The organism is Ruminococcus sp. 1001136sp1_2201st1_G3_2201SCRN_220225, assembly GCF_040924365.1.
In the GTDB taxonomy this organism is placed as follows: domain Bacteria; phylum Bacillota; class Clostridia; order Lachnospirales; family Lachnospiraceae; genus Blautia_A; species Blautia_A faecis.
In genome coordinates this window covers 50,096-75,398 of sequence record NZ_JBCOME010000009.1, presented here as the reverse complement: position 1 = coordinate 75,398, position 25,303 = coordinate 50,096, and the positions used below count along the sequence as shown (strand labels likewise).

22 protein-coding genes and 5 pseudogenes are annotated in these 25,303 nt (G+C 38.6%); 4 read left to right on the top strand and 23 right to left on the bottom strand.

Annotated elements, in window-relative coordinates; translation table 11 throughout:
* Positions 1 to 79 precede the first annotated feature (79 nt).
* Positions 80 to 1,031, top strand: a pseudogene (locus AB5642_RS05135) (IS256 family transposase); the annotation flags it as partial.
* Positions 1,032 to 1,330: 299 nt separating this feature from the next.
* On the opposite strand, the gene AB5642_RS05130 reads toward AB5642_RS05135, so the two are convergent.
* From AB5642_RS05130 to AB5642_RS05080, 11 genes are all read right to left on the bottom strand, one after another.
* The gene (locus AB5642_RS05130; protein ID WP_173719210.1) at positions 1,331 to 1,993 is read right to left on the bottom strand and encodes a bifunctional 4-hydroxy-2-oxoglutarate aldolase/2-dehydro-3-deoxy-phosphogluconate aldolase; all 663 of its coding nucleotides are present in this window, start codon (positions 1,991 to 1,993) and stop codon (positions 1,331 to 1,333) included.
* Entirely contained in the window at positions 1,994 to 2,728 is a 735-nt protein-coding gene (locus AB5642_RS05125) for an RraA family protein (RefSeq protein WP_173719211.1), read from the bottom strand. It abuts the gene before it with no gap.
* Between the two features lie 53 nt (positions 2,729 to 2,781).
* Positions 2,782 to 3,735: a sugar kinase gene (locus tag AB5642_RS05120; RefSeq protein WP_207741825.1), complete on the bottom strand. Its 954-nt coding sequence runs from the start codon at positions 3,733 to 3,735 to the stop codon at positions 2,782 to 2,784.
* Positions 3,736 to 3,751: 16 nt separating this feature from the next.
* Complete coding sequence (locus tag AB5642_RS05115) at positions 3,752 to 5,023, bottom strand: ABC transporter substrate-binding protein (RefSeq protein ID WP_173719213.1); 1,272 nt, start codon at positions 5,021 to 5,023, stop codon at positions 3,752 to 3,754.
* A 9-nt stretch (positions 5,024 to 5,032) separates the two neighbouring features.
* Positions 5,033 to 6,406, bottom strand: coding sequence for a hypothetical protein (locus tag AB5642_RS05110; RefSeq protein ID WP_173719214.1), 1,374 nt, complete (start codon positions 6,404 to 6,406; stop codon positions 5,033 to 5,035).
* Positions 6,397 to 7,284 (bottom strand): amidohydrolase family protein, encoded by an 888-nt coding sequence (locus AB5642_RS05105; protein ID WP_173719215.1) that lies wholly within the window; start codon positions 7,282 to 7,284, stop codon positions 6,397 to 6,399. The genes AB5642_RS05110 and AB5642_RS05105 overlap by 10 nt, the downstream gene beginning before the upstream one ends.
* Complete coding sequence (locus AB5642_RS05100) at positions 7,278 to 8,348, bottom strand: Gfo/Idh/MocA family protein (RefSeq protein WP_173719216.1); 1,071 nt, start codon at positions 8,346 to 8,348, stop codon at positions 7,278 to 7,280. The genes AB5642_RS05105 and AB5642_RS05100 overlap by 7 nt, the downstream gene beginning before the upstream one ends.
* Before the next feature lie 26 nt (positions 8,349 to 8,374).
* Positions 8,375 to 9,244 carry a carbohydrate ABC transporter permease gene (locus AB5642_RS05095; RefSeq protein ID WP_173719217.1) on the bottom strand — a complete coding sequence of 290 codons (870 nt, stop codon included), beginning with the start codon at positions 9,242 to 9,244 and terminating at the stop codon, positions 8,375 to 8,377.
* 11 nt (positions 9,245 to 9,255) lie between these two features.
* A complete protein-coding gene (locus AB5642_RS05090) occupies positions 9,256 to 10,131 on the bottom strand; it encodes a carbohydrate ABC transporter permease (protein ID WP_173719218.1) in 876 nt (291 codons plus the stop codon).
* Between the two features lie 87 nt (positions 10,132 to 10,218).
* Positions 10,219 to 11,661, bottom strand: coding sequence for an ABC transporter substrate-binding protein (locus AB5642_RS05085; protein WP_173719219.1), 1,443 nt, complete (start codon positions 11,659 to 11,661; stop codon positions 10,219 to 10,221).
* Between the two features lie 278 nt (positions 11,662 to 11,939).
* Positions 11,940 to 12,953: a LacI family DNA-binding transcriptional regulator gene (locus AB5642_RS05080; RefSeq protein WP_173719220.1), complete on the bottom strand. Its 1,014-nt coding sequence runs from the start codon at positions 12,951 to 12,953 to the stop codon at positions 11,940 to 11,942.
* Between the two features lie 522 nt (positions 12,954 to 13,475).
* Here AB5642_RS05080 and AB5642_RS05075 point away from each other — a divergent pair.
* The 3 genes and pseudogenes from AB5642_RS05075 to AB5642_RS05065 all read left to right on the top strand — a co-directional run.
* Positions 13,476 to 13,772 carry a hypothetical protein gene (locus AB5642_RS05075; RefSeq protein ID WP_237926061.1) on the top strand — a complete coding sequence of 99 codons (297 nt, stop codon included), beginning with the start codon at positions 13,476 to 13,478 and terminating at the stop codon, positions 13,770 to 13,772.
* An 8-nt stretch (positions 13,773 to 13,780) separates the two neighbouring features.
* On the top strand, positions 13,781 to 14,260 hold the full coding sequence (locus tag AB5642_RS05070; protein WP_237926063.1) for a hypothetical protein: 480 nt from the start codon (positions 13,781 to 13,783) through the stop codon (positions 14,258 to 14,260).
* A 118-nt stretch (positions 14,261 to 14,378) separates the two neighbouring features.
* Positions 14,379 to 14,807: pseudogene (locus AB5642_RS05065) on the top strand (relaxase/mobilization nuclease domain-containing protein); the annotation flags it as partial.
* Between the two features lie 81 nt (positions 14,808 to 14,888).
* On the opposite strand, the gene AB5642_RS05060 reads toward AB5642_RS05065, so the two are convergent.
* The 12 genes and pseudogenes from AB5642_RS05060 to AB5642_RS05005 all read right to left on the bottom strand — a co-directional run bounded on the left by AB5642_RS05060 (position 14,889) and on the right by AB5642_RS05005 (position 25,291).
* On the bottom strand, positions 14,889 to 15,311 hold the full coding sequence (locus AB5642_RS05060; RefSeq protein ID WP_243243717.1) for a DUF262 domain-containing protein: 423 nt from the start codon (positions 15,309 to 15,311) through the stop codon (positions 14,889 to 14,891).
* A gap of 64 nt (positions 15,312 to 15,375) precedes the next feature.
* Positions 15,376 to 16,266, bottom strand: coding sequence for a Fic family protein (locus tag AB5642_RS05055; protein WP_173719221.1), 891 nt, complete (start codon positions 16,264 to 16,266; stop codon positions 15,376 to 15,378).
* Positions 16,267 to 16,609: 343 nt separating this feature from the next.
* Positions 16,610 to 16,708 (bottom strand): annotated as a pseudogene (locus tag AB5642_RS05050) (TnpV protein); the annotation flags it as partial.
* 52 nt (positions 16,709 to 16,760) lie between these two features.
* Positions 16,761 to 16,940 carry an aldo/keto reductase gene (locus AB5642_RS05045; protein ID WP_330382701.1) on the bottom strand — a complete coding sequence of 60 codons (180 nt, stop codon included), beginning with the start codon at positions 16,938 to 16,940 and terminating at the stop codon, positions 16,761 to 16,763.
* A 16-nt stretch (positions 16,941 to 16,956) separates the two neighbouring features.
* A pseudogene (locus AB5642_RS05040) lies at positions 16,957 to 17,226 on the bottom strand (cupin domain-containing protein); the annotation flags it as partial.
* Positions 17,227 to 17,350: 124 nt separating this feature from the next.
* Positions 17,351 to 17,668: pseudogene (locus tag AB5642_RS05035) on the bottom strand (carboxymuconolactone decarboxylase family protein); the annotation flags it as partial.
* Positions 17,669 to 17,694: 26 nt separating this feature from the next.
* Positions 17,695 to 18,117, bottom strand: coding sequence for a cupin domain-containing protein (locus AB5642_RS05030; protein ID WP_147518572.1), 423 nt, complete (start codon positions 18,115 to 18,117; stop codon positions 17,695 to 17,697).
* A gap of 286 nt (positions 18,118 to 18,403) precedes the next feature.
* Positions 18,404 to 18,787 carry a DUF6262 family protein gene (locus AB5642_RS05025; protein ID WP_119244425.1) on the bottom strand — a complete coding sequence of 128 codons (384 nt, stop codon included), beginning with the start codon at positions 18,785 to 18,787 and terminating at the stop codon, positions 18,404 to 18,406.
* Positions 18,753 to 20,270: a tyrosine-type recombinase/integrase gene (locus AB5642_RS05020; protein WP_147518573.1), complete on the bottom strand. Its 1,518-nt coding sequence runs from the start codon at positions 20,268 to 20,270 to the stop codon at positions 18,753 to 18,755. Before AB5642_RS05020 ends, AB5642_RS05025 begins: the two co-directional genes overlap by 35 nt.
* A complete protein-coding gene (locus AB5642_RS05015; RefSeq protein WP_147518574.1) occupies positions 20,263 to 22,014 on the bottom strand; it encodes a tyrosine-type recombinase/integrase in 1,752 nt (583 codons plus the stop codon). Before AB5642_RS05015 ends, AB5642_RS05020 begins: the two co-directional genes overlap by 8 nt.
* Before the next feature lie 12 nt (positions 22,015 to 22,026).
* Positions 22,027 to 23,145 carry a tyrosine-type recombinase/integrase gene (locus tag AB5642_RS05010; RefSeq protein ID WP_015533399.1) on the bottom strand — a complete coding sequence of 373 codons (1,119 nt, stop codon included), beginning with the start codon at positions 23,143 to 23,145 and terminating at the stop codon, positions 22,027 to 22,029.
* Between the two features lie 169 nt (positions 23,146 to 23,314).
* Entirely contained in the window at positions 23,315 to 25,291 is a 1,977-nt protein-coding gene (locus tag AB5642_RS05005; protein ID WP_147518575.1) for an ATP-dependent DNA helicase, read from the bottom strand.
* Positions 25,292 to 25,303 lie beyond the last annotated feature (12 nt).

Sequence of the window (25,303 nt, the reverse complement as noted above, 5' to 3'; positions counted from 1 at the left end):
AATAAAGTAAAACGCTTGCATCTATCATTTTGGTGCAAGCGTAATTTACGAGTAACGTAGCAATATTTTGCGCTTACCAAAATCTAAGACCGTCCGTAGTAAATATGGGGAATTTCAAGTTGATGTGCCACAAGATCGCCAAAGTTCATTTGAACCACAGGTACTTCCAAAACGCCAGAAAGATATCTCTTCGATTGATGATAAGATTATTGCTCTGTATGCGAAAGGAATGACCACACGACAGATTTCAGAAATGATAGAGGATATTTATGGTTTTGAAGTAAGTGAGGGAATGGTATCTGATATCACAGACAAGCTCCTTCCAAGAATCGAAGAATGGCAAAATCGTCCATTATCATCGGTATATCCAATCGTTTTCATAGATGCTGTACATTTTTCTGTGCGTGATGACGGCGTGATCAGAAAACTGGCCGATGTTGTCCTTGGAATTAATGAAGATGGAATGAAGGAAGTATTAAGCATTGTTGTAGGTGAAAATGAAAGCAGCAAGTATTGGCTGTCAGTGCTGAATAGTTTGAAAAACAGGGGCGTTCAGGACATTCTTATTCTTTGTTCTGATGGACTGACCGGAATCAAAGATGCAATCTCTGCTGCATTTCCCAAAACGGAACAACAGCGCTGCATTGTTCATATGGTGAGAAATACCCTTAAATATGTTGCAAACAAGGATATGAAAACCTTTGCCAAAGACTTAAAAACGATCTACACAGCTGCAAACGAGGAATCTGCCAGAAAACAGCTGGAGGCAGTAACCAGAAAATGGTCAGGACAATATCCAAGTGCTATGAATCGATGGAATGATAACTGGGATGCAATCTCCCCAATTTTCAAATTTTCCAAAGAGGTACGTACTGCGTTTTATACCACAAATGCCATTGAATCACTGAATTCGTGCTATCGTAGATTGAACAAGCAGAGAAGCGTATTCCCAAGCTCACAGGCACTGATGAAGGCACTATACTTAGGAACTTTTGAGATAGCAAAAATGGACAATGCCAATCCGGAATTAGGACAAAGTACGTGGTGAACTGGAAATCATGTACCCGGATCGGCTAATATAACAATAAAAGTTGGACGGTCAAGAGTAAATATACGCCCAGATTTCTCTGGGCGCTCTTGACATACCAATTTAAATTTGCTATTAAATAAACAACGGCTTAACCACAGAAATCTGCCGTTAAGCCGCATCAATTATCATAGAAGATTTAAATTTACAGAAAAAATTTCACACCGTCCATAAAATTTTCTGATATCTATCTACTCAAATTCAATCTATCGAATGAGTCTTTACAGCCGATAGTTTTTATGGTTATTTATCAACTTTCCAGGAAATCTGACGATGAAACTCTTTTGCTTTCACTGCCAACTCCGAATATCTCTTCTGCTGAATAAGTTGAATATCAACGAGATTTCCCCCTACTCCAACAGCTACAGCACCTGCATGTAAAAATTCCTGTACATTTTGAAGCGTTACCCCTCCTACCGCTATTAATGGAATCTTTCCCAACGGTACAGAAAGATTTTTTATGTAAGACGCCCCTGCTTTTCCAACTGGAAATACTTTCACTAAATCCGCTCCATATTCATAGGCATTTATGATTTCTGTTGGCGAATACGCCCCAGGGATAGAGATACAACCACACTGTTTTGTCTGAGCAATGACGTCAGGATTTACATTGGGCGATATCATGTACTGTGCTCCCGAGTTATACGCCGATTTCATCTGTTCTACAGTCAAAATTGTACCTGCTCCCACATATATTTGACCATCATATTTTTTTCTAATTCTTTCAATTGAATTCAGAACATCTTTCTCGTCATAATTCGCTCCACCTGAAAGAGCCAGTTCCAAGCATCTGATATTTCCTTTTAGTAGTGCTTCTGCAACTTGTTCAATCTGTTCAGACCGTACATTTCTAATAATTGCAATTATTTTATCGCTCAATATGCTTTTTTTTACATCATCGGGCATTTATTTATCCTCATCAAGAACTCCACTATGACCATCTTCATACCACATCTCTTCAGGAGTTTTTCCGGCTTTTATATCTGCTTTCGTTTTAATTTCATTGGCAGCTCTTTCTTTTGCATTAATTAAGACTTTCTCAATCATATCATTCGGAATCACAAGTACTCCATCTGCATCTGCAAAAATAAAATCACCTGGATTAACCAATACTTCTCCCAATTGGCCATGTAACCAAAGAGGAACATTGCTGTCTGTCATTCTCCAGTGTCCCTCTGCGCAAATGCACATTGTATCAGTACAAAATGTAGGAATATCATCTTCAAGAAATCCAAAAGAGTCACGAATCGGGCCATCGCATACAAGCCCCTGCATTCCCATATGATGCCATGTCTGCCCAAATATGTCTCCCAGTACAGCCACTTCAGTATATCCAGGGTCAATGATTACAACACAATCCTCACTCAAAGCCTGTCCAACGCGAATCCACATTCCTCCCAGCGGACCAGGCCCTTTATGATCAAATTCTTCCTCAAAAGGAGTAACATTCGTAGTTCCTTTAATGGTGACAGCAGGTCCAGCCAGCTTCATATCTCTTAAAATAGGTTTTACTTCTCTTCTAAGAATCTGATTACGATATCCATACTGAACAAACAATGCATCCCATACAAGGGGAGTATTCAATTTTTTATACTCGCTAATAAAATACTTCATCTGCTCCTTTGTCCATTCAATTGCCATAGTTAAAATCCTCCTTAATTATAATAGTTTTATAAGAACTACATATGTAGTTTCTACCTGTAATTTTCCTTATTACCGTTTAAAAGCAATTCCAATCTTTTCCGATCCGGTAATCCTTCTATATCCCCTAGTGTTCCTACAGCCTGTGCTCCCATCATTGCACCCATCTTACCGCATGTAAAAAGATCCCTTTCTTCCAATATGCCACACAAAAATCCTGCAGCAAACGCATCTCCTGCTCCAATATTATCAATGACCTTCACAGAATATGGTGGAATCTCATACATAGAACTCTCATCTGCCACAATTGCTCCTTTGCTTCCAAGCTTCACAGCAATCTTGTGTATTTTTTTTTCACGAAGAATTCGAACGACCTCATTAATATTATCTGTATCTAATAATACTTTTGCTTCATCCAAACCGATTTCAACAATGTCGCACATATCCAACAAGGGCCGTAACGTCTCTGCAGCTTCATTTTTACTCCATAATCTTAATCGTATATTTGGGTCGAAGCTTACCAGCACTCCGTTCTTTTTTGCTTTTTTTGCCAGTGTCAAATTCATCTCTGCACAACTACCGCTTAAAGCTGATGTAACTCCGGTTATATGTATTATTTTTGAGTTTTGAATCATCTCTTCGCTAATATTATCCTTGTTCAGCGTACTCGCTGCTGAATTCCTTCTATAATAAAAAACGCTTGTTTCATTTGCTTCACTAAACTGTTTAATCATGAGTCCAGTCGAAGCATTCTCATCCCTTATTACTTCCGATACATAAACTCCTTCTCCCCGAATCTCTCGAAGAACATATTCTCCCAGTTCATCACAGCCCAACTTACTTATCCAACAACTTGTATGACCTAATTTGGATACACCAATAGCAACATTGCTTTCCGCTCCAGCTATTCCTTTTTTAAATCTATCCACATAACGCAGCAACTGTTTTTGTTCTGGAATAAAAACTACCATTGTTTCACCTACGGTTAAAACATCCCATTGCTTCACAATTTTCCACCCCCTCTCATTGCCAACCACCATTTCTTAATACACGATTAACATCTTCATCTATTTCTTTCAGAACCCATTTTGCTTTTTCTCCACGAAAAATCCCATTCAAAAGCTTATCTGTAATTATTGCTGCAATGCTAAAAGCTTCCGGTATGTAAAAGTATTCTGGTTCTACGGCTTTTTCTATGATGGGTTCTATATATTGTACCCATGGTTGCATTTTTTGTACTTTTGGATTCCTCGCTGTGGATTTTCTGACCGGAGTTACTCCATATTTCATACAACGAAATTGATCAAATTCTTTCGAGGAAAGATATTGTATAATTTTCCATGAAGTTTCTTTTTCTCTGACATCATTAAGAATTGCCCAAGACCATCCCCCACCATATGCTACTCCTTTATATTTTCCCAACCCAGGAACTTGACAAATCCCCAACTGTTCCGGACACACCTTATTAGACTTACGATAATAAATTTGCGGAAAAACAAAAGAAGATACATTCAGTTGCATAAGCAATTCTCCGTTACACATTTTTTCTGCCACATCGTGAACAGTAAAACTCCTGGTTATCTTCGGCATGCAGGAAAGCAATAAACAGATTTGTTCATATGCTCTAACGCCTTCTTCACTATAAGCAGTTGATGTCAGATTATGATCAACAATCGATCCGCTAAACTGTCTGCCTCCTGTGGATACCACTCTTGTGTACCAGTCAAGTACCGGGAAAAGGCCTTTACGTTTTCCAGCAATTGCAGTTCCATATAAGCCGTTCTTAATATCCGCATACTCTAGTGCAATTTTTTGAAACTCTTCCCAATCTGACGGTTCTTTTAAACCATATTTTTCAAATATATCTTTTCTATATACCAAAAAAGTCGCACCTGTATGTGTTCCGGGAAGCGCTATCAGTTTTTCACCTTGTCCTCTTCCCGGTATTTTTCTGTTCATATCATGCCAGCCACAATAATTGATGTATGCTTTAAAAAAATCGCCCTCCAATCCTTCTTTTGTCTCTTTCCATGTCAGATCTTTATTCATAACATACTGATTTAAATCAAAAAGATGTTTTTCCTGTGCAATATCCTGTGCCCATAAAGGTGCATATGCACACACATCATAAGCAGCCTTTTTTGTTTGAATTCCTTTCAATAGATTTTCATGGAAAAGGCTAATCGGGGGTTCTTCTACTACAATTTCATCGCCGATGAATTTCTCAATGTCCTTCTTCCTATCTACAATTGATATTCCGTCATTCTCACCAGCGTTTACCGCTATTTTTATCATGATATGCAATCACTCCAATTTAATATAGTTTGCCCCTAATACATCAAAGTCTCCACGTATTGCATACAATTCTCCATTCGTAATTTCAATTTCCAGAAAAACAACCTGTCCTTTCAAGCTGTTAACTGTCTTATTACTTATCCATACTGGTGTCCACTCTATCAAATCAATACACTTATATGTACACTCTTCATAAGACATTCCCTCCATTTCTTTCCCATCTTCATTCAGTATTCGTACTTTGATGACTCCATACGGTGCGCAAACATTTAAATAAAGCTTCTCTCCATAAAATCTAAGTGCCTTAGTACAAATGTCTCCTGTACTTTCCGTAGCTAAATACGCAAATCCATCTTTTCTGAGACTATATCTCAATAGCGCAGCATCTTTTTCTTCCTGATATCGAAACATCTCACCTTTGGATCCACTACCATATATATATATATGGTTTTTGTCTTCAACTACAGATGTTGGAAACACGCTTCCACCACCATGCTCTCCTTGCCTACTGCGAGCAATAAATGGACGATGGCATATCCTTTGAAATATTTTTCCATTATAGCTGTATACCAGCTGACAATCCATATATCCCATAAGACGATTCAATTTTGTCTCGCCAGCATCTCCATGAAACATCCATAACAAACCTATATACATATCTTCATAGGGTATTACTATTAAAGCATATGTTTCTGCTGTACACTCATCTTCTCCATCTGCCTGTAAGATAAGCAAAGGCTCTTCAACTGATTTAAAATCACGAGTTCCATAAAATACAATGCGTCTGTCATGCACATGAAACCAATTGGAAATATAATACTTTCCTTCTTTTTCGTTGTAAAAAATAGAGGATGGAGAATGAAACAATTTTTCATTTCCACATGCTAGTTTTTCTGTTTTCCACGTCTTTCCATTCGATGAATAAGCTATTCGTTCCTCTGGAACTCCATTGGTATCAAAAAAACGGTATAATAGCTTCAACCTCTTATGTTCGTTTCTTTCTTTTTCATCATAAAACACTGGACCGCCATCAATTCTTGATAAACCTGGTTCATCCATTCCTAAATCTATTTCCCTTGAAAACACAGGATTCTCGCAATCACTTTTCCAATGTATACCATCCTCACTAGTCGCCCTATAAAGTTCTACTGTTTTTATGCAGAATCCAGCTCTTTCATCGTAAGAAAATGGTGCACATCCTCCGTATATTGCTACCCATTTTCCTGTAGTTATGTCTTTCCAAACGGTTGGATAATTCCATACGCCTTCTGTTTTTACATCTTCTAAAATAGATTCTTTACACAGTACAGGCGTTCCCATTTTACGATTCATTCTTGTCCTTCTTAATATTTTCCAATCATCAAAAAAATATATTATTCCCACAATCTCAGGTACCTCTTTACATTCAATCCCATGATTTTTTCCAAATCAGCATCCGCCAATCCAATTTCCTGCATGAATTTATAATTTATCTCATCATCCATATTATCCGTTCCAAATAAAATTCTGTCTGCTCCCAATATTTCCACAAACCTTCGTATGAGATCTTTTGCATCAACTCTTGGGTAAACCATTTTCTCACATAAATCGGTGATTCCTGCGATGTCTATCATAATATTTGCATTACGCAGAGCAATCATAATTCCATCCTGATACCAGTTACCTCCACCATGGCACATGTTGATTTTTAAATTTGGAAAATCATATGCCAGTTCATCAATATTATGAGGCATTGCCGGAATGTATCTATCAATTAACTGTACCGGAGAAAAACCCGTATGAAATGCTACCGGAATATCCAGCTCAATGCATTTTTCATAAAATGGATAAACTCGTTTGTCATTCACCTCAAATCTGTAGTGTGCCTGATGTATTTTGACCTCTCTAAATCCTTTATTTACAACTAAATCTTCTAATTCTTCCCTGGAATTCTCTTCAAGTGGATTTAAGCATGCACAAGCAAAAAATCGATTGGGATAAAGTGCAATTGCTCTGCTGATCCACTCATGTGATGTCATAGTTGTAATACCATATTCTGGGATATATTCTCCATAGTGGAAGTCTTTTTCTATATCTGGCGGCATTGCAATCATTACTTTTGCATCGACTTGATGTCTATCCATATCTTCTATAATTTCATTTACATCTTCTATAAATATTTTATCTATCTGCTCTAAACTTTTTGGAATTGTTCTTGGTCTATTGTCAATTCCAGGAACTCCTTTTCTGGGTGGATGTGCATGTGAATCAATAACTAACATTTGTTTATCCTCCTTGCATAACATTGAAAAATATCATTCAATAGCCGAATATCTTTTTTTCCTTCTTCAATATTCGTTTCTGGTTGTTTATTTTCAATCACGCATTGATAGAAATGAAGAAGTTCATTGCGAAATGCTTCGTCGAAAGCTACTGAAACTTCTCTTTCTTCAATTCTTCCATCTTTATTCTCAATAATCTTAATAATTGTCGGACAATTTCTAATATATGGATGCGGAAACTTCACTGTAATTGTCTGATCTAACCCATATGCTGTCAACTCCTCGTCAAACCATTTTTGGTTAGTGTAACCTACTTCAAAAATTGCTTTTACATGATTACCATAATCCAATTCTGCCATCAACATATTTCCATCATCCCAAATATCCGAATAGCTTACTTTTTCTGGTTCTCCAAACGCAGCCCTCAAAATATCAATGTCATGTACTCCTGCAAGCAATAATCTAAAATATAGATTCTCCGATAATTCTCCCGTAACCTCTTTCAGGCCTTGATTGAAATTCTGATTAATTTTTTCCTTCACGCTCTGTTCTACGTCTGTCCTTCTCCTGGATTCATATATTTCTGGTTGCGAAGCAGCAAGGCCATCACATACATCTCTTGACCGAATCATACGCAACCCTTTCATATTTTGTATTAAATTTCGTGCGTATTTATATCCTGAATCATATCGTTTCATCTCCCCAACCATGAGCAGCACATTATTTTCGGTTACAGCTTTTTCAATTTCCTCAGCTTGTCTTATATTCTCACATAATGGTTTTTCTACCAAAATGTGCTTTCCAGCTTTTGCCGCTTCTATACACACTTCAGTATGATTACTGTTCAACACAATTACTGCTTCAACCTCTTTGTCATTTATTAATTCATGCCAATCTCTATAACACTTTTTTACTCCATAAAGATTTCCATAATAATCCAACAGTTTTAGTGAAATATCTGAAATTGCCACAATATCATACTCGTCAAGTTCGTGAATATATGGTAGCCAAACAATCTGTGCAACTTGACCACAGCCAATTACACCAACTTTTAATTTTCTCATCTTTTTCTCATCCTTTCTGACTGCTGTTATTGTTTTACTCCACCTTCCATGAAGCCTTTTAAAAATGATTTCATCAACGGCACAAATAGTATCAAAAGTGGCACAAAATTTAATGAACAACCAGCTAATAGCCTTCCCCACTTCTGATCTGTATGTGACATATATGCCTGAAGTGCCAACGGAATCGTTTTTTTGGATCCGCTAGTAATTAGAATTGATGAAAACATATATTCACCCCATGAATAAATGAATGCGTACATGCCTGCCGCCAAAATTCCTGGTGCCGCTAGTGGAATAATGATTTTAACAATAATCTGAAATTTATTTGCGCCGTCTACTCTGGCTGCTTCTTCTATTTCCCTTGGAATTGCATCAAAAAAAGATCTCATCAACCATGTGCAAAATGGTGCAACCAACGCTGTATGTACAAGTATTACCCCAAAATGCGTATCAATTAAATGCATGCTAGCCAATACATCATAGATTGGATATATTGCCAGAATCGTAGGAAATACATACATAAAAAGCATCAATTTTGCAATTTTTTCTTTGCCTTTAAATTCATACCTTGATAATCCATATGCCCCCAATACGCCTATAACGACGGAAAGTGTTGTAACCCCAAAACTGATTTTTATGCTATTAAAAAGGTTCTCCCGAAAAGCTGTTACGCCTACTGATTCCAATAATAGATCTTTATAATTTTGCAAAGTCACAGCTGCAGGAAACACTTTTACGGCTCCTATTTTTATAGCCCACTCATTCTGGAAAGAGGCATCAACAACGTAAATAAATGGTAAAATAAGTATCAACGTAAACAAAAACATACTTGCATAAAATAATATCGTATGACTCTTCTTGTGAAATGGCTGCACCCTACAACTTTTTCTTTTCATAACTCCTCCTTTTAGACTTCCACTTTTTTGAAAAAGCTTTTACCAAACAGGATTCCTAATGCAATGAGAAGTGTCCCTACCATACTTGCCAACGCCATCGACTGTCCGACCTGAAATTCTGAAAATGCCTTTTCATATATAAGGATTGGAACTGTATATGTAGAATAATTTGGCCCCCCTTTGGTAAGAATATATATTAATGAATAATTACTAAAAGTCCACACGATTCCCAAAAAAGTCATGAAACTAATCATTGGACCTGCAATTGGTAAAATCAGGTTAGACAAGATTTTTTTGGGAGATGCACCATCAATTCTCATCGCTTCATATAGTTCTTTCGGAATAACACTAAGTGCCGAAGACATCAAGAGCACTCCAAATGGAAAGAATTGCAGAAAATTTAGAAATATGCAAATCCCTAAAGCCCATTTACTGTCCCCTAAAAAGTTAATACTGTTTTCAATAAGTCCCACATTTTTCAAAATCTTATTGACTATACCTAACTGAGGTTCTAACAACCATTTCCACATCATTGAAAAACCCACTACTGGAGTCATCCACGAAATAAGCATAGCGCCCATACATACTTTTTTTCCCACAAAATCTCGATTAATCAATATTGCAATGCCCATTGGAAAAACAGTATTTAAAATCAATCCAAAAACAACCCAAATCATCGAATTCTTAATTGCAACGCCAAATTTTTCTTCCTTTACAATTGAAATAAAATTCTTCAATCCGGAAAAACTCATACTTCCAAAACCATATTTGGTTTCAAAAAATGATAATATAAATCCCTTTACAAATGGGTATAGTAAAAAAACTGCTACTATAATTGTTAAAGGAGCCAAAAATAAATAACCTATTTTTTGATTCTTTTGTTCCAATTTCCTGTCCCTTTCTTCTTAGTTCCTTTCTTCTCACAGGCATTCCCAAATAACGTATTTTGAGAATACCTGTTTCACTACCTATTGTTAATCTATTGTCTCCATTTTATCACTTGCCCATTTTACTGCTTCCTCTACATTCTCTTGATTTAGAAGAACCTTTTGAATCATATCTGATATGATATACGAATTATAAATTTCTGCCATATTCATATTAACGGCCCCATATTTATTACCTAGTGCATAAGCTTCCTTCGAAGATTCCATTGCTACTTTTAAGAAATTATCCACAATGGATCTACTCTTAGATCCTTCTTTTGCATCAAAGTTTTCTTTAAGTGGAAAATTCTCCTCATCGAAATATCCTGACTCAATTAAATCGGCTCCTGCCTTTGTAGTCGGAAGATAAAATCCCGGTTCCTGACAAACAGTAAGAATCCAGCTAATCTCAGGTCTTTCAAGAAACTCTATAAATTTCTTGCATTCTTCATAATGTTCCCTATCTTTCGCCCCTTTAGTAACCGTTATAGCATGATTAAAGCTTGTTTTGAAACTCTCATCAGCATCATCAGGTTTAGGGAAAGGTGCTGTGGCAATATCAAAATCTCCATTTTCAAAAAATGCTGCAAGATTTGGTGAATGATATGGCATCATTGCAAATGTTCCTGCTGCCCAATTGGATTCTATTTCTCCCCATGACCATCCAGATGCTGCTTGTGGTGCATATTGGTACAATTCATTATAAAAATCCAATGCTTTCACTGTATTGTCATTATCAAACACAATCTTTCCATCTTCATCAAAAATATCTGTATTTGCTGAAGCCATAAAAGCTCCAAAAGTATCCGTCGCTAAAGCATCTCTTGAACAAGTGATACCGATTCCATACTGATCAATATTGCCATCACCATCAGTATCCACTGTCATTTTTTCTGCATACTCTTTTAACTCAGACCACGTTTTTGGCGGTTCAGTATAACCAGCTGCCTCCAAAGCACTTGGTCTATACAAGAGAGAATAACAAATACTATCAATTGGAACTGCCCAATAATGATCATCCATTTTATAACTTAACAATGTAGAATCAATAAAATCCTGTTCGTTGTCAACAGTCTCTACAATATCGTCAACCTCTACAATACCTCCTGCAAGATATGCTGATGACCAACTTGTGTCAGACACCACATTCATATCTGGCATAGTTGAACTCTGAATCGCACTCATCATTTTGGCTTGAGCATCACTCCATAATACAACCTCCATATTGACAATAATATTGGGGTTTTCTTTTTGAAATTTGTCAATGACTGTGTTCCAAGCCGTAACTCTTTGTTCTGTAGGCTCATGTTGCCAAATTGTCAATTCTACTTTTTCATTATTACTTGTGTCATTACCGCTTGCGTCATTACTGCTCGTGTCAGTACCGCTTTCACTACTACTGTTACTGCTTTCTTTAGTACATCCCACCATTGATACTGTCAAAGCTGATACAAGGCCAATAGCTAACCATCTTTTAATATTCCACTTCATAAATTAATTTCCCACCTTCCCAATACTCTGTCATTTTTTATACATCAACTTTCAAAATCAATATACCTACCGAAAAAATATGTTTTTCTCCGTATCCTATTAATAAGTAACCGGTCCCACATATAAATAAAAAAATTTTATCGTTTCATAGATTTTTCATCACCTCATTTCATTGTATATGATTCTGTACTACGCCTCCTGCACATTTATTATAAGATTCCTGTTCACCTCCTTACTCCCAGCAATAAGTAACCGGTCCCACAGTCAAACTCCTACTATTATTTCTTCAATTCAGAACCTTTTAATACCAAATGTGGTTGTACAATCTCTGTCCTCCTTGGAAGTTTAGGATTCGCTATCCTATCTATAAGCATTCTACATGCCAATTCCCCCATATTTTCATGCCTTCCGACATAACTCAAATTCAAACCGAGAACATCAGCAAAATCCAAATAATCAAAAGATACACACCTAATATCCTTACCTATCTGCATATTCTCTTCAATAATAGCCTTCATAAAACCAATTGTCGCAAAATTATTCGTTGTAAACATCGCATCTGGAAGTTTGTCCTCTTGAATACACGTTTTTACCAAATCATATGCTTTTTCCAGTGTAAAATCACCCATCAAAAAGTATTCTTCATGTACTGGAATACTATAATCTTGCATAGCTTGCAAATACCCGTCAAATCGTTCTTTCGCCAATTTCATATTTAAATTACCGGTAATAATTCCAATAGTCTTATTACCACCTTTAATGAGTGCTTCTGTTGCTTGATATGATGCTAGATATCCATCAAAAAACACTCCGTCACATATTGGATATGATAGCGGTCGATCCACAACAACTACTGGTGCATGCAGTCGCATAAGGAGTTTTCTTAACTGCGCCTGATAATTCGAATCCTCATAAGAAAAAGTCGGCTGAAGAATCATTCCACTAACTCTCTGTTCAATGAACGCCTTTATAGCATCTCTCTCCTTTTTAGGATCATTAGCAGTATTACTAAAACTAATAGTATATCCATTCTCACCAGCAATGCTCTCTACGCCTGTTAATATCTCATCAAAGAATGGATTATTAGCCTGAGGAATAATAATTCCGATGGAATTCGTTTGCTGTTTTGATAAATTTCTTGCTACGGCAGATGGCGAATATTCATACTCTTGCATTACCGCTTCTATTTTTTTTCTAGTTTCATCACTCACATATCCAGTTTGATTGATTACTCTTGATACGGTAGATTTTCCAACCCCAGCTATTTTAGCTATTTCCCTTATATTCAACATTCTCACTCTCCATTATGGGACCGGTTCTTTATTGTTAATCTACCACGAATTTATCTTTTTGTCAATCTCCAATATAATAATTAACATTTTTCACCATTATTATCGTCACTATTTGTGCACTTTTAATATTATCGTTTAAAAAATTATAGCGGAAATCCATCACAATACCTGACAACATGGGACCACATAATCGTTTCTCCCAAAAGCAAATATGCCGCTGGTATTTTTGCTACGAAACAAGCGTCATGCACCCATTGGCATTCTTCTGTTGCGAATCTTTGCAACCCTGTCGAAAGTTATATGGATGACCAATCTAAAATGAACATGTAACGGTAGTTTCAAAATTGATTTCTGATTTCGCACAACAATCAGTACTGGCAATTCCAAACTCGTTCTGTTAAAATAATCATACAGAAGGAGGAAAAGTCTACATCCTTACAAATGACAAAAAACAAAAGAACGAGTGAATACATTTTCAGAACACCAATGAGGACTATACTGGACGAATAATAGAGGTGCCTCATGACAAATACGAAACATGAAGATGCCGTTATAAAAATGGGTTTCAATTATTTTCGTGATACAATTCTGAAAGCACTGGGGATTAATTTTCAATATGAAGAAATAGGTCCTACAGAATTGATAGAACTGACAATTCACTCTTTATACATGGATTTTATGTACATATTGAATTTCAAACAACAGATAAAAAAGAGGTTGATCTCCGCAGATTCCATGCATATGATGCAGTTTATTCCAACCAGACCGGTAAGAAAGTTATTACATATGTCATTTATTCCGGTGGGATTACTGACATAAAATCCGAATTGGACTGCGGATTATACAATTATCGGATACAGCCAATTTATCTAAAAGATAAAAATGCAGATGACATATTCCAAAAACTAATACAAAAACAGAGCAATAACGAAAAATTCACCGAAAATGATTACGTTGCTCTTTCTCCATTGATGTCTGGGAATATGAGCCGTAAAGAAATGTTCAAAACAGCAATAAATCTAACGAAACCGAGTAATGAACTTATAGCAGAAAAAACAAGAGCTATACTATATGCTCTGGCAGATAAGTTTTTGGATAAGTCAGATTTAGATGAGATCAGGGAGGTAATGCGAATGACCAGACTGGGACAGATGCTAATGGACGATGGCATGGAAATTAAAGAACTGGAAAACATCAAAAAGTTAATGAAAAACACGAACTGGACTATCGAACAAACAATGGATATGCTTGAAATTCCGGAAGAAAAAAGAGATAAGTACCGTAAAACAATAGTGCAGAACAATTAACAACATTCGACCGCCCCATTGACATTTTATCTGTAATCCAGATAAAACAGACCAGAATCTATATATTTCTTCCTTTGCCTGCTCTCCCGAAACAGCCGCTCTTGATTTTAAATACACTTTGGATCATACACATGATTGCAGAGATCCACACAATACAAATAAGGCATTTCATCTGATTCAGGCATTTTCCCCTAATGAAGTTTCCAATGAGGAAGCCCATCAGATTGGAAAAGAACTTGCGGATCGCTTACTGGAGGGAAAATACTCCTATGTTCTGACAAGACACACTGATAAAGGCCATGTACATAACCATTTGATTTTCTGTTCTGCAGATAATATCACTTTTTCTCATTATCATGACTGTAAAAAGAATTACTGGAAAATACGAAATCTCAGCGACACTTTATGCCAGGAACATAACCTGTCCACAATTATGCCAGATGGTAAAAAAGGAATGAAATACAATGAATGGGCTGCAAATAAATCTGAATCCAGTAAAAAAGCGCAGCTGCGAAAAGATATCAACCAGACAATCCGAATCGTTTCCACTTACTCAGAATTTCTTGCATTTATGGAAGCTAAAGGATATGAAATAAAAAACGCAGAATTTGGCGAAAACAGCAGGAAATCATTTTTTATCTTTCAGATGAGAAGCATCTTGTACCGCAAATCTTTTTGTTTCATCTTCTGCCAAAGGATTAAATGCAATTTTAATACGTTCCTTATTAAAATCATCATCCAGAACTTCTCTCCCAGATATAGCGGCCATTAAAGCGGTTACTCGTTGCTGACCATCTATCAGCACTTTTTTACCATTCGCTTTACCGCCATCTTTAGTTTTTACATCTGGATTCTTCCAAGTAATAATGTAGCCAGTAGGATAGCCATTATATAAAGAATCTATTAAATCTCTAACCTGACTGCGCTTCCATACAAATGGACGCTGAATTTCAGGAATAACAAAATCTTCTGCATCAATCAGTCCAAGAATTGCGTGAACCGAATACTGCATTAATGTAAATTTTTCACCAGTCATTGCTGTACCTCTCATCTAATGATTTTCCTCAAACCAAAGTGTGAGATGACACTTTGAAAAGGACTTATAGAAATCGCTTTTAATAAACAATTCTAAAATAATCCAAATATGCTTTATATTTATCCTGTGCGGTCAGACAGGTATCTGTCAGATAACCTTTTTCATTGTTCCATTCTTTCAGTCCACGATAATAGAACATTTTCAGATTATCTTCGATAATAAACGGCACAATATTGTATTTCAAACATTCTTTAAACATAATCAGACGTCCTACACGACCGTTGCCATCCTGGAATGGATGGATCCGTTCAAACTTCACATGAAAATCCAAAATATCCTCAAAAGTCTTTTCTTCTTTTCCGTTGTACTCAGTCAACAGAGCTTTCATTTTATCGGCAACTTCTTCTGGAAGTGCTGTTTCCATTCCGCCAACTTCGTTCGGCAATTTCTTGTAATCACCAACAACAAACCAATCTTTTCTGGAATCACTGGTTCCATTTTTCAGAATCAAATGTAGTTCTTTAATAAACTTTTCTGTTAAAGCCGCTTTTGCATTATCAATAATCATATCAATGCAACGGAAGTGATTTGCTGTTTCAATCACATCATCCACATTCAGCACTTCGTTTTCTACGCCTATGGTGTTGGTTTCAAAGATGTATCTGGTCTGATCATAGGTCAGACGGCTGCCCTCAATATGATTGGAGTTGTATGTTAAATCAATCTGTGTCTTATGGTAAATGCCGCCAGAATACTTACTTGCTTTCTGCTCCTGCAGAATATCCAGCAAAGTAACTGGCTGCTCTTTCTTTTTGTTTGAGCGCTCCGGTTTTTCTGCATTTTCAGGAATATTCCAAGTCTTACCGGTAAGAAATGCACCTGGTACACGTCCCTGTGCACAATAATTTCTGACGCTGCGCTCTGAAACATTCCACTTTTTTGCTATTTCAGTAACTGAAAGGTATCGCATCTGTTCTCCTCCGTTATAATTCAAATCAAAATTTACACTTTATTATATAGTATATCACATTATCGGCAAATTATTAAACATTTATTTTTGCTTATATCTTATGTTTTTGCCGTTTTCGGCATCATTTATCTTTAATTAAATACCAAACTATCCTTGTAAATCAAAAATCTGTTTTACAAGGCATACTTTTCCTTTTTTGCTCATTTTTAAGCAAAACCTTGTTATAAGTTTTAGCGGCAATTTTGCCGATAAAGAAACCAGCCCGTTTCCGAGCTGGTTCCAATTCACATAATGTATAAATAACATCCAGTCTTGCTTATTTTACTTTTTATTACAGAACCAACTAATGAATCACAATCTCTTCCGCCCGATTGTAAATGTTGTTCATAGCTTGTATCCACGCCATCTGATTCTATTCTTTCAATTCGTCCGTTACATCCTCAAGAGCTTTCCATGATGCTCGATTTCCCTCTACATATCTGTCTTCGCACTGATTAACCTTTGCCCACGCCACGCTCATTACCATATGCCTGTGCAGTATCAATATGTCTATATCCAATCTCTACCGCTGCTTTTACAGCGTCAGCAACCTTATCATCATCAATAAACCAGGTTCCAAGACCAAGCTGTGGAATTTTTACTCCATTATTCAATTCAATATTTCTATCAAACATTTCATTCACCTTCCTATTATAATTTCCCATATTCTTCATCACTTACTGGTTCAAGCCATTCATTAGAACCATTTTCGCCCGGAACCTCTATTGCAAGATGGCTAAACCATTCATCTGGTGCGGCGCCATGCCAGTGTTTCACTTCTGCCGGAATATTAATGCAGTCGCCTGGCTTCATTTCTACAGCTTCTTTGCCTTCTTCTTGATAATATCCTCTTCCGGCAACGCATACCAGAATCTGTCCACCTCCACTTTTTGCATGATGGATATGCCAGTTATTTCTGCATTAAACTGGACTCCCCCTCCGCAATCCCTTGTAGTTGCTGGCTTTAACGGCATACACATTTGTGCTTTGTGCGAATCTTTTCTGACGAGCAGTTTCTACCAGGTTATTTTTCTATTTCTTCCTCGTTCCAAACCTCTTTTGCAAGGTTGAATACTGCCCATCCCTTTGGCCATCCTGCATAGAATGCTATGTGGGTGATAATCGCTGCGATTTCTTTCTGTGTTACTCCATGATCCTTTGCATTCTGTAAATGGAATTTTAAAGAAGAATCTGTAATTCCCTGTGCCATCAGTGCTACGACTGTGATAATGCTTCTTGTCTTTAAATCAATATCTTCATTGTTCCAGTTCTCTCCGAACAGAACATCATCGTTGAAATGTGCAAACTCCGGTGCAAATGTTCCCAGAGCATTTCTTCCTGCTGTCTGTGTAATCTTTGCCATGATACTAAACCTCCGTCTTTCTTGCTTTATGGTAATTTGTTATACTCTTCTTCCGGTAAAAACTCAAGCCATTCATTGGAAGCACCCTCTGCCGGAACTTCAACAGCCAGATGCTGGAACCAGCTGTCTTTCGCTGCTCCATGCCAATGTTTTACTTCTGGTGGAATATTTACTACATCTCCGGCTTTCAGCTCACGAGCCGGCTTTCCTTCTTCCTGGTACCATCCTCTTCCACCAGTAACCATAAGGATCTGTCCACCTTTATGATGGATGTGGTATGCATTGATTGTTTTTGGAGCGAAAGTAACCAGACCAACAGGTACTCGCTCTGTTGTAAGCATATTCAGATAACATTCACCTGTAAAATACTTTGCAAATGCTACATTTTCCTCACCGATTGGAAATACGTTGCCACCGCCTAAGTCTTTTTTCATCTGTTCGATATCCATGAAAATCTCCTCCTTGCGTTTTTATTTTATGGTACAACCTGAAGCAAGCTTTAGGTCAATAGGTTTTGCAACTTTTTACATAAAGTTCACATTTTTCCTGTGACAGTTTGCATTTCAGATTCACTTTATTTCTTATCGTTTTTTATCATACACCCATATTGCTTCCTATGTCCAATACCCATTATTGTAGGTTGCTTAATGCCTTTTAAGCATAATCAAATTTTATATCACAATGCAAAACAGACCTGCCGCATCCTGGCAGATCCGCTTTGCATTGTGGTATAGCTTAAAGCTGTTTGATAAGATTTAATTCCCTTTTGGACAGTGCCTTTTTCAACTTTTGATTCTCTTTTTTCAGATTCTCATTCTCGCTCTTCAGCTTCTGTATCTGTTGCTGTAGCAGATACATTTCTGTTTCCATTGCCTGGCTGATGATGTTTCTCCTCGGATCTACCATGCCAGCCTGCTGTTCCATTGCTGCATCAATCTCACTTCGTACAATCGGATTCTTATAAAAGAATCCTCTGGACAGCCCTGTCTTTTGCATCAGTGCTGGCACGGATACTTTTTCTTTTTCCAATACCATTGTCCGGATTGCCAGGATTGCACGTTCCACTTTCTCTTCGCTTTTTCTTTTATTCAATTCCAACATCTTGTCGTATTTGTTCATATTCTTCTCCCCATCCGTCCAGATTCGCCAGGATAATCTGTGACATAAGATTTCTTACTTCCCGTGTTTCATCTGCAAGCCTCTGATTACTCATTTTCCGGTAATACTGGACACTTCTCACTCCTTTATGTCCGAGGAGCTTTGCTATGGTCCAGTCATCCACATGGAGTTCTGTCAGCTTTACCCCATAGCAGTGCCGGAACATATGTGTTCCAAATCCGAATAAGTTCCCATTGTCATCCCGGATATCTTTTTCATAGATCATCCGAAGCACTTTATCCTGCAAGGTTCGGTAGCTGATTGGTTTCTCCGGTTTGTTCTCGGCTGCAAAAATATAAATGCTTTCAGGATAATGCTCATTTGCATAACTGACTGCCTTTCCAATCAGCTGTGCCAGTTCCTGGCTAATCGGCTTTTCATATCTTCTGGTTTTGGGCTGATATATGACAATCATATCCTGACTCCCATTCTTATAAAGGCAGTCTTTCCGTAAGGTCAGCGTATCGGAAATTCTGGTTCCTAACATCTGGTGTATAATCATCGCCCTTGCTATCTGCACTTCCATTTTCACCAGATGGGCATTCAGCCTTTTCAGCTCACTGTCTGAATAAGATTTGAATTCCGCTTTTCGTTCTGGTGGAAAATCAGATTTCAGGAAAAGTTTTGTCAGGTGTGGAAAATTATAAATCTTTCCAATTGTTTCCAACACATTTCGGATCTTTAGCAGGTCATCCCGGATACCCTTTCCTCCGCTTGCTTCTACTTTGATGTTTATCAAAAACTGCTCTATGATCTCCCGGTCAAGCTCTTCGCAGGTGCTGATCTTGGAATGCTTTTCATCCAAATACTTTGAAAATTTATTCATTGCGGACAGTTCACGTTTTATACTGCCAAGGGCTTCGGTTTTCAGATGATGGTAAATTGCTTTTTTTACTTCTTCCCGAATATCTGGTTGCCGGATTCCTCTGAAATTTAGTGTCTTATGGTTGACAATCGGATTTGTCCGCAGGATAAGCGGAAGCCTTTCCAGATGCCAGATATCCTTTGCCAGCTCATTGGTTTCTGATCGGTCCAGTGTAAATTCCAGAAGGCTTTCAAAATACCGGATCAGGGCAGCTTTTTCCACCGATTCAGTCTGAATGTTCGTCACTTTATGCTTTGTCAAAGCCCTACCGTTTTGTATCATCCACATTTTCAACTGCTTTATCCAGAAGTCTTTTTCTCTGTCAAGCAGGCTGTTTTCCTGATGGGATGACTTCTGAAAAAATTCACATAAGCTGTTAAAATAATGCCTTTCCCTTTTTATGGTCAGGATGGATACCTGCGTTCCACGGTAGTAAATGTATTCGACAAATTCTGTCTGAAGCTGGTTTCCCGGCAGTTTATCCAGATCAAAATATTGTTCCTTATTCAGCTTTTCCTTTTGCTCATCGGTAGCCAGCTTATAACATTCCAGTTGTTGGAATTTCAGTTTATTATCCATGCTTCTCTCCTTTCTGCATACAGGCAAGCAGGCTGTTTTCCTCTTCCTCAAAGTATGCGTCATTTTCTTTAGCAATTTTTCTTGGCATATAATCTATATACTGCATGGTCATTTCCTCAAACGTATGTCCCAGATAGTCCCGGATGCTTTGGATTGATACGCCATGCTCATAAAAATTGGTTGCTACGGTATGTCGGTAATCATGAGACTTAAAAATATATTCTCCATTCTGTATGCCTATCTGGGAGCAGTATTTTTTCATCTGCCCCATGAAGGTGCTTTTGGAAAATGCTCCACCTTTCCGATTCCGAAAAATGTATGCTTCTTTTTCGGTAGGGTGCTTTTTCAGATAAACCTGCATCAGACGATACAATGTTACCGGAATGGGAACCCTTTTATAATTTTTCATTTTCACCTGGTAAACCTTCATCCAGCAGTCACCATTCTGGATATAATACGCATCCCCTTTTAAGGTGCAGACCTCACTGATCCGGAGTCCCACACACCAGAGATGTAAAAACATCATTCTCAGGTGTTCAGGAAACTGTGAGAGGTTTTGGATAATTTCCATATACACATCCTCTTCCACACTTCTGTCATGGTGGACTGGGATCTGTTTTTCCAAGTAATACGATGCATAAAACGGAACCTTTTTTATATACCCCTTTACTTCCAGAAATTTCATAAAAAACTGTATTCCCGAAACATTGGTATTAAATGTCTTTGCTCCCATAGCACCATTCTGCAAATTCTTTAAATATACATCAATCAGGCTGGCATCACACTTGGTAACTTCCAGTTCGCTGATCTCCTGCAAAAAATTTCGAATGGTTCGGAATCTTTCGTACACCGTACTGAGCGCCAGTTCTCCGATTCCAATTTCGTACTTCATATATTCCTGAAGCAGCAATCGATTCTTGGGCTGTAGAACTTCCTGAAATGATATTTTTTCTATACTGTCACTCTGGTTTATTCTTTCTTTGGCAATACGAAACCGCTCTAAATACCAGATGGTAGCATCCCATCTTGTTTCATCAGTTTCTATAAAAATCACTTTACGGGCAGTTTCCACAATGCTCTTCAGTCGTTTTCGCCGTTGCTCTTTCTCGACTTTCTGCTTCAGGTAGTCCTGAAATGCTGTTTCCTGTTCCAGCTCCAGAAGCTGGATATCTGTAATCTGATCCCGGATGCAAAATTCGTAAAAAAGCTGTAGCCCGGTCAGTTTATATTCCCTCAGTCTGGAAATTTCATAATTCTCCAGAATATATTCCAGCACGGTAAAAATCTGACGTTTCAGTTTCTCACTGGCTGCCGCTTTAAAATTCCAGACCATGTTGCTCCGACACCGTACCGTTTCCACACTCTTTACGATTACAGGATCTGAGTGGTATGGAACAAAAAGTATTTCATTTTTATATTTCCATTCACATTCCCTCTGTCCAGCCGGAGTTTTCATCCGTTCCCGGATGTACGCCTGCCGTATCCGGTCGAACGTTCCGGTATATCGGTAAATGTAATTTCGCTTTATCAGCGGTGTTATGTATAATTCAAATTTCATTCGCAGTTCATAATCTATTTCCGAAAGATGTTCTACCATCTCATCTGCCAGAAACAGCAGAATCTGTTCTGTAATGGAACTTCCTGCTTCCTCTTTTGCAAACTCCCGGATTTCTTTTCGTAGCTGCTCAATCCGCCTGCTCCGTTCTTGTTCTGCCTCTATAAAAGACTGAAAAAACGCAGGCATAAAAACCACCTCCTATAGCAATTCCTCAATCCCATACAGGGAGGAGTGTTTCTCGTAGAATTCCTGGCTGGCATCCAGCAGTTCATCATCCACAATGTCTAGATAATTGATGGTTGTCTGGATGTGGCGGTGTCCATAGGCCAGCTGTATCAGTTCCAGCGACCATCCTGCTTTTCTCCGCTCATTTCCAAAGTAATGCCGGAGCATATGAGGCGTGATCTTAATCCCTGTTTTCTTATCCATTCTTTTTAGCATGGAGTATACTGCTTCCACGTTCATTGGTTTTCCGATATTATCCCCGGAAATATTCACAAACAGGCTTGTCTGGTGCTGAAGTAGTTTTCGGTACTCTGCGATATACAGATTTAAAAAGCCGAAGGTATCTTTGCTGATCTTCGCACTTCGGTATTCTGCATTCTTTGCTCTCGCTCCATTTTCATTGTCCTCACGGAAATATACCCGGATTATGTGGTTCTGATAATCAATGTCCTTACTGTAATCAATTCCTAAGATCTCACCGATTCGGTAGCCTGTCTCTGCCAGAAGCAGCATGAGAAGCCGATCTCTTATATTGGTACACGCTTTCAAGATTTCCACAATTTCATCTTTCTTTGCTGCTCTCGCCTTATGCTCTTCCTCTTTTAAATAGCCTTTGAAACTCTTTGATCGTATGCTTTTCTTTACGCCTACTGCATCCACGGCTACAAAATAATTATAGGACAGGACTTTCAGCTCCCCGAACTGCTGGTACTCTTCTTCTATAAAAAGATAGAACCTGAACACATCTCTTAAGTATGCGTTGCAGGTTCCATTGTTTGGAGATCTGTGATTTTTATCTCTGGTATGCTTCCCGGCTTTCAGCCAGTATAAAAATTCCACAAAGTGATTTGTCTGTTCAACATAAGGCATTTGATATACGTCTGTCAATTCCTTTTTCTTTTCATGGATGTATTCCAGATAGTACAGGATTGCAAGTGCGGAGCGCCGCACCGTATTCGGTGAACATTTACTCCGTATCTTGTGCATCAGATATTTGGTTGGAAGCAGGACGATATCCAGTGTTTCCACATCTCTGATAAAGAAATAAACGGTGGAACCCTCTCTTTCTTTTTCCAGTTCATATCGTCTCATTCCTGCTCACTTCCTTTCCTCTAACGCTATACACAGTATACCCAACTCATGCCGATAAAGCTATCACAAATACCACCAATTCGGTCAAAACCGCTCCTGAAATACCACTAAACTTTTTGTCTTATTTTCTGTCCAGATCTGGGCAGAACCAACAACACCACGGATGTTATCAGCTGTAGTAACGCTCCACTTTCCGGCTTCGGATAAAGTCCTCTACTTCATCGATTTTTTCTGCCATCTGGCACTTTGGCAGGGCGTCCAGAACATCTCCCCGGTACTTTCCTTTCTTTGCCGCTCGGTGGTCTAAAATGGACACTACACAGGTGTCCTGCTCCGTCCGGATCGCCCGTCCGAATCCCTGGCGCAGTTTCTTCTGCATATCTGGAACAACAACATTTTGAATGTAGGATTCCAGTGATCGGTATTGTTCCCTTTGTGCTTCATGGATGGGGTCCGGTACAGCAAACGGCAATTTTACAATGATCAGGGACGATACCATATCCCCCGGAAAATCCACACCTTCCCAACAGGAGCCGGCTGCAAACAGAACGGCATTTTCCATCTTCTTAAACCGTGCGATTTCTTCCTGTGAGTTTCTCCATACCTGCACCATCGGGAACGGGATCTGATCCCGCAGGAGCTGCTGCACATTTCCCATCAGGGTATAAGATGTAAACAGTACCAGTGTATGCCCAAAAGTAGAACACACCAGATCACGGATCTGGCCTGCAAGTTGCTCGGCCTCTTCCCGGCTTCCCTTGAGCGTCGCTTTTAAATTCTCAGGAATATAAAGCAGACAGTTCTCTCTGTAACAAAATGGGGATTCTGCTACACACTCCCGGACTCTGCTTTTCTTTTCCAGCCCGGTCATCTGTCTGGTCCTTACAAACCCATTTCCGGCTTTTAAAGTTCCACTGGTGAGAATCGAGGGAAATCCCCTGTCCCATAAGGAATCATGGAGAAACCTTGGAATCTCTCTGCTAACAGCCATAAACACAGGATCTCCCCTGCCGTCTGGCTGAAGAAATAAAACGTATCTGGTATCCTTCTTCAGAAACCAGCCGAACAGCTCTTCCATCTCTTCCAGCCGCCGGAAGATCCAGTAAGGGACATTTCCAGCAAGTCTTTTAAGCATAAGACTGAGATTCCCCCTTACCTGCTCCAGAGAAGATCGGCACTTTGCCGGAAAATAGAAATTTTCTTTTCCAGCTATGTCATCTCCCATCCCGGCCTGATCCTTACGGATTTCCATTGAAAGTGTATTAAACCAATCCTGTAGTCTCTTACCTTCCGAACTTTTATGCTCCCTGTTTAAGAAATACGAGATTTCCTGCACATCCTCTCTTCCAATACTTCTCCCATCCATCTGGCTGGCAGCTTCTGGGAGCTTATGTGCTTCATCTACTACCAATGCTCTGTAATCTGCCAGCAGAGGCCGGTATTCATTCATCCGGTGCATGGCGTCTGCCAGAAGATAATTGTGATTGCATATCTGTATAAAAACTTCCTCTTTTTTGGAAACATCCAAATATTTCTGATAACGGCATCCTGCTTTCCCCGGACACTCCCTGGGGCAGAATTTCGGTACGCACACCAGCCTGCGGTCAAAACCGCTCAGGTTATGTACGGAATCTAAATCAAAGTTATGCCGGAGGGACTTCAATGCCTCCATCTGTGCCTGATTTTTATTCTTATCCCGGACTGCCTCCAGTCTTTGGGCCAGCCTGTAATCGCACACAAAATGTTCCTTTCCCTTGCGGACAACTGCCTTTAATTCTCCCTGAAGCAGATCTGCTTTTAACAGTACATCCGATAAAAAAGGAACATATTCCTCTATGATAGCTTTCTGTAAGGCAATGCTGGAAGTGGATACCACCACAGGCCGCCTGTCACATCCCGAATAACCGGAATGCAGTACACTATATTTCCGCATCAGGATGCAGGCAGTCAGATAGGCATAGGTTTTTCCAATGCCCACTCCTGCATCACAGAGCGTGATCTCATTTTTCATAAGGGCATCCAGCATTTCATGGCAGAGACGGATCTGTTCTTCTCTTACGTGAAGCCCGGCTTCCGGTAGAAGTTCCCGAAAGATTCTTTCCACTTCGCCATGCGCCCTTTTTTGATATTCATTTTTATAACACATTACTTCTCCTTG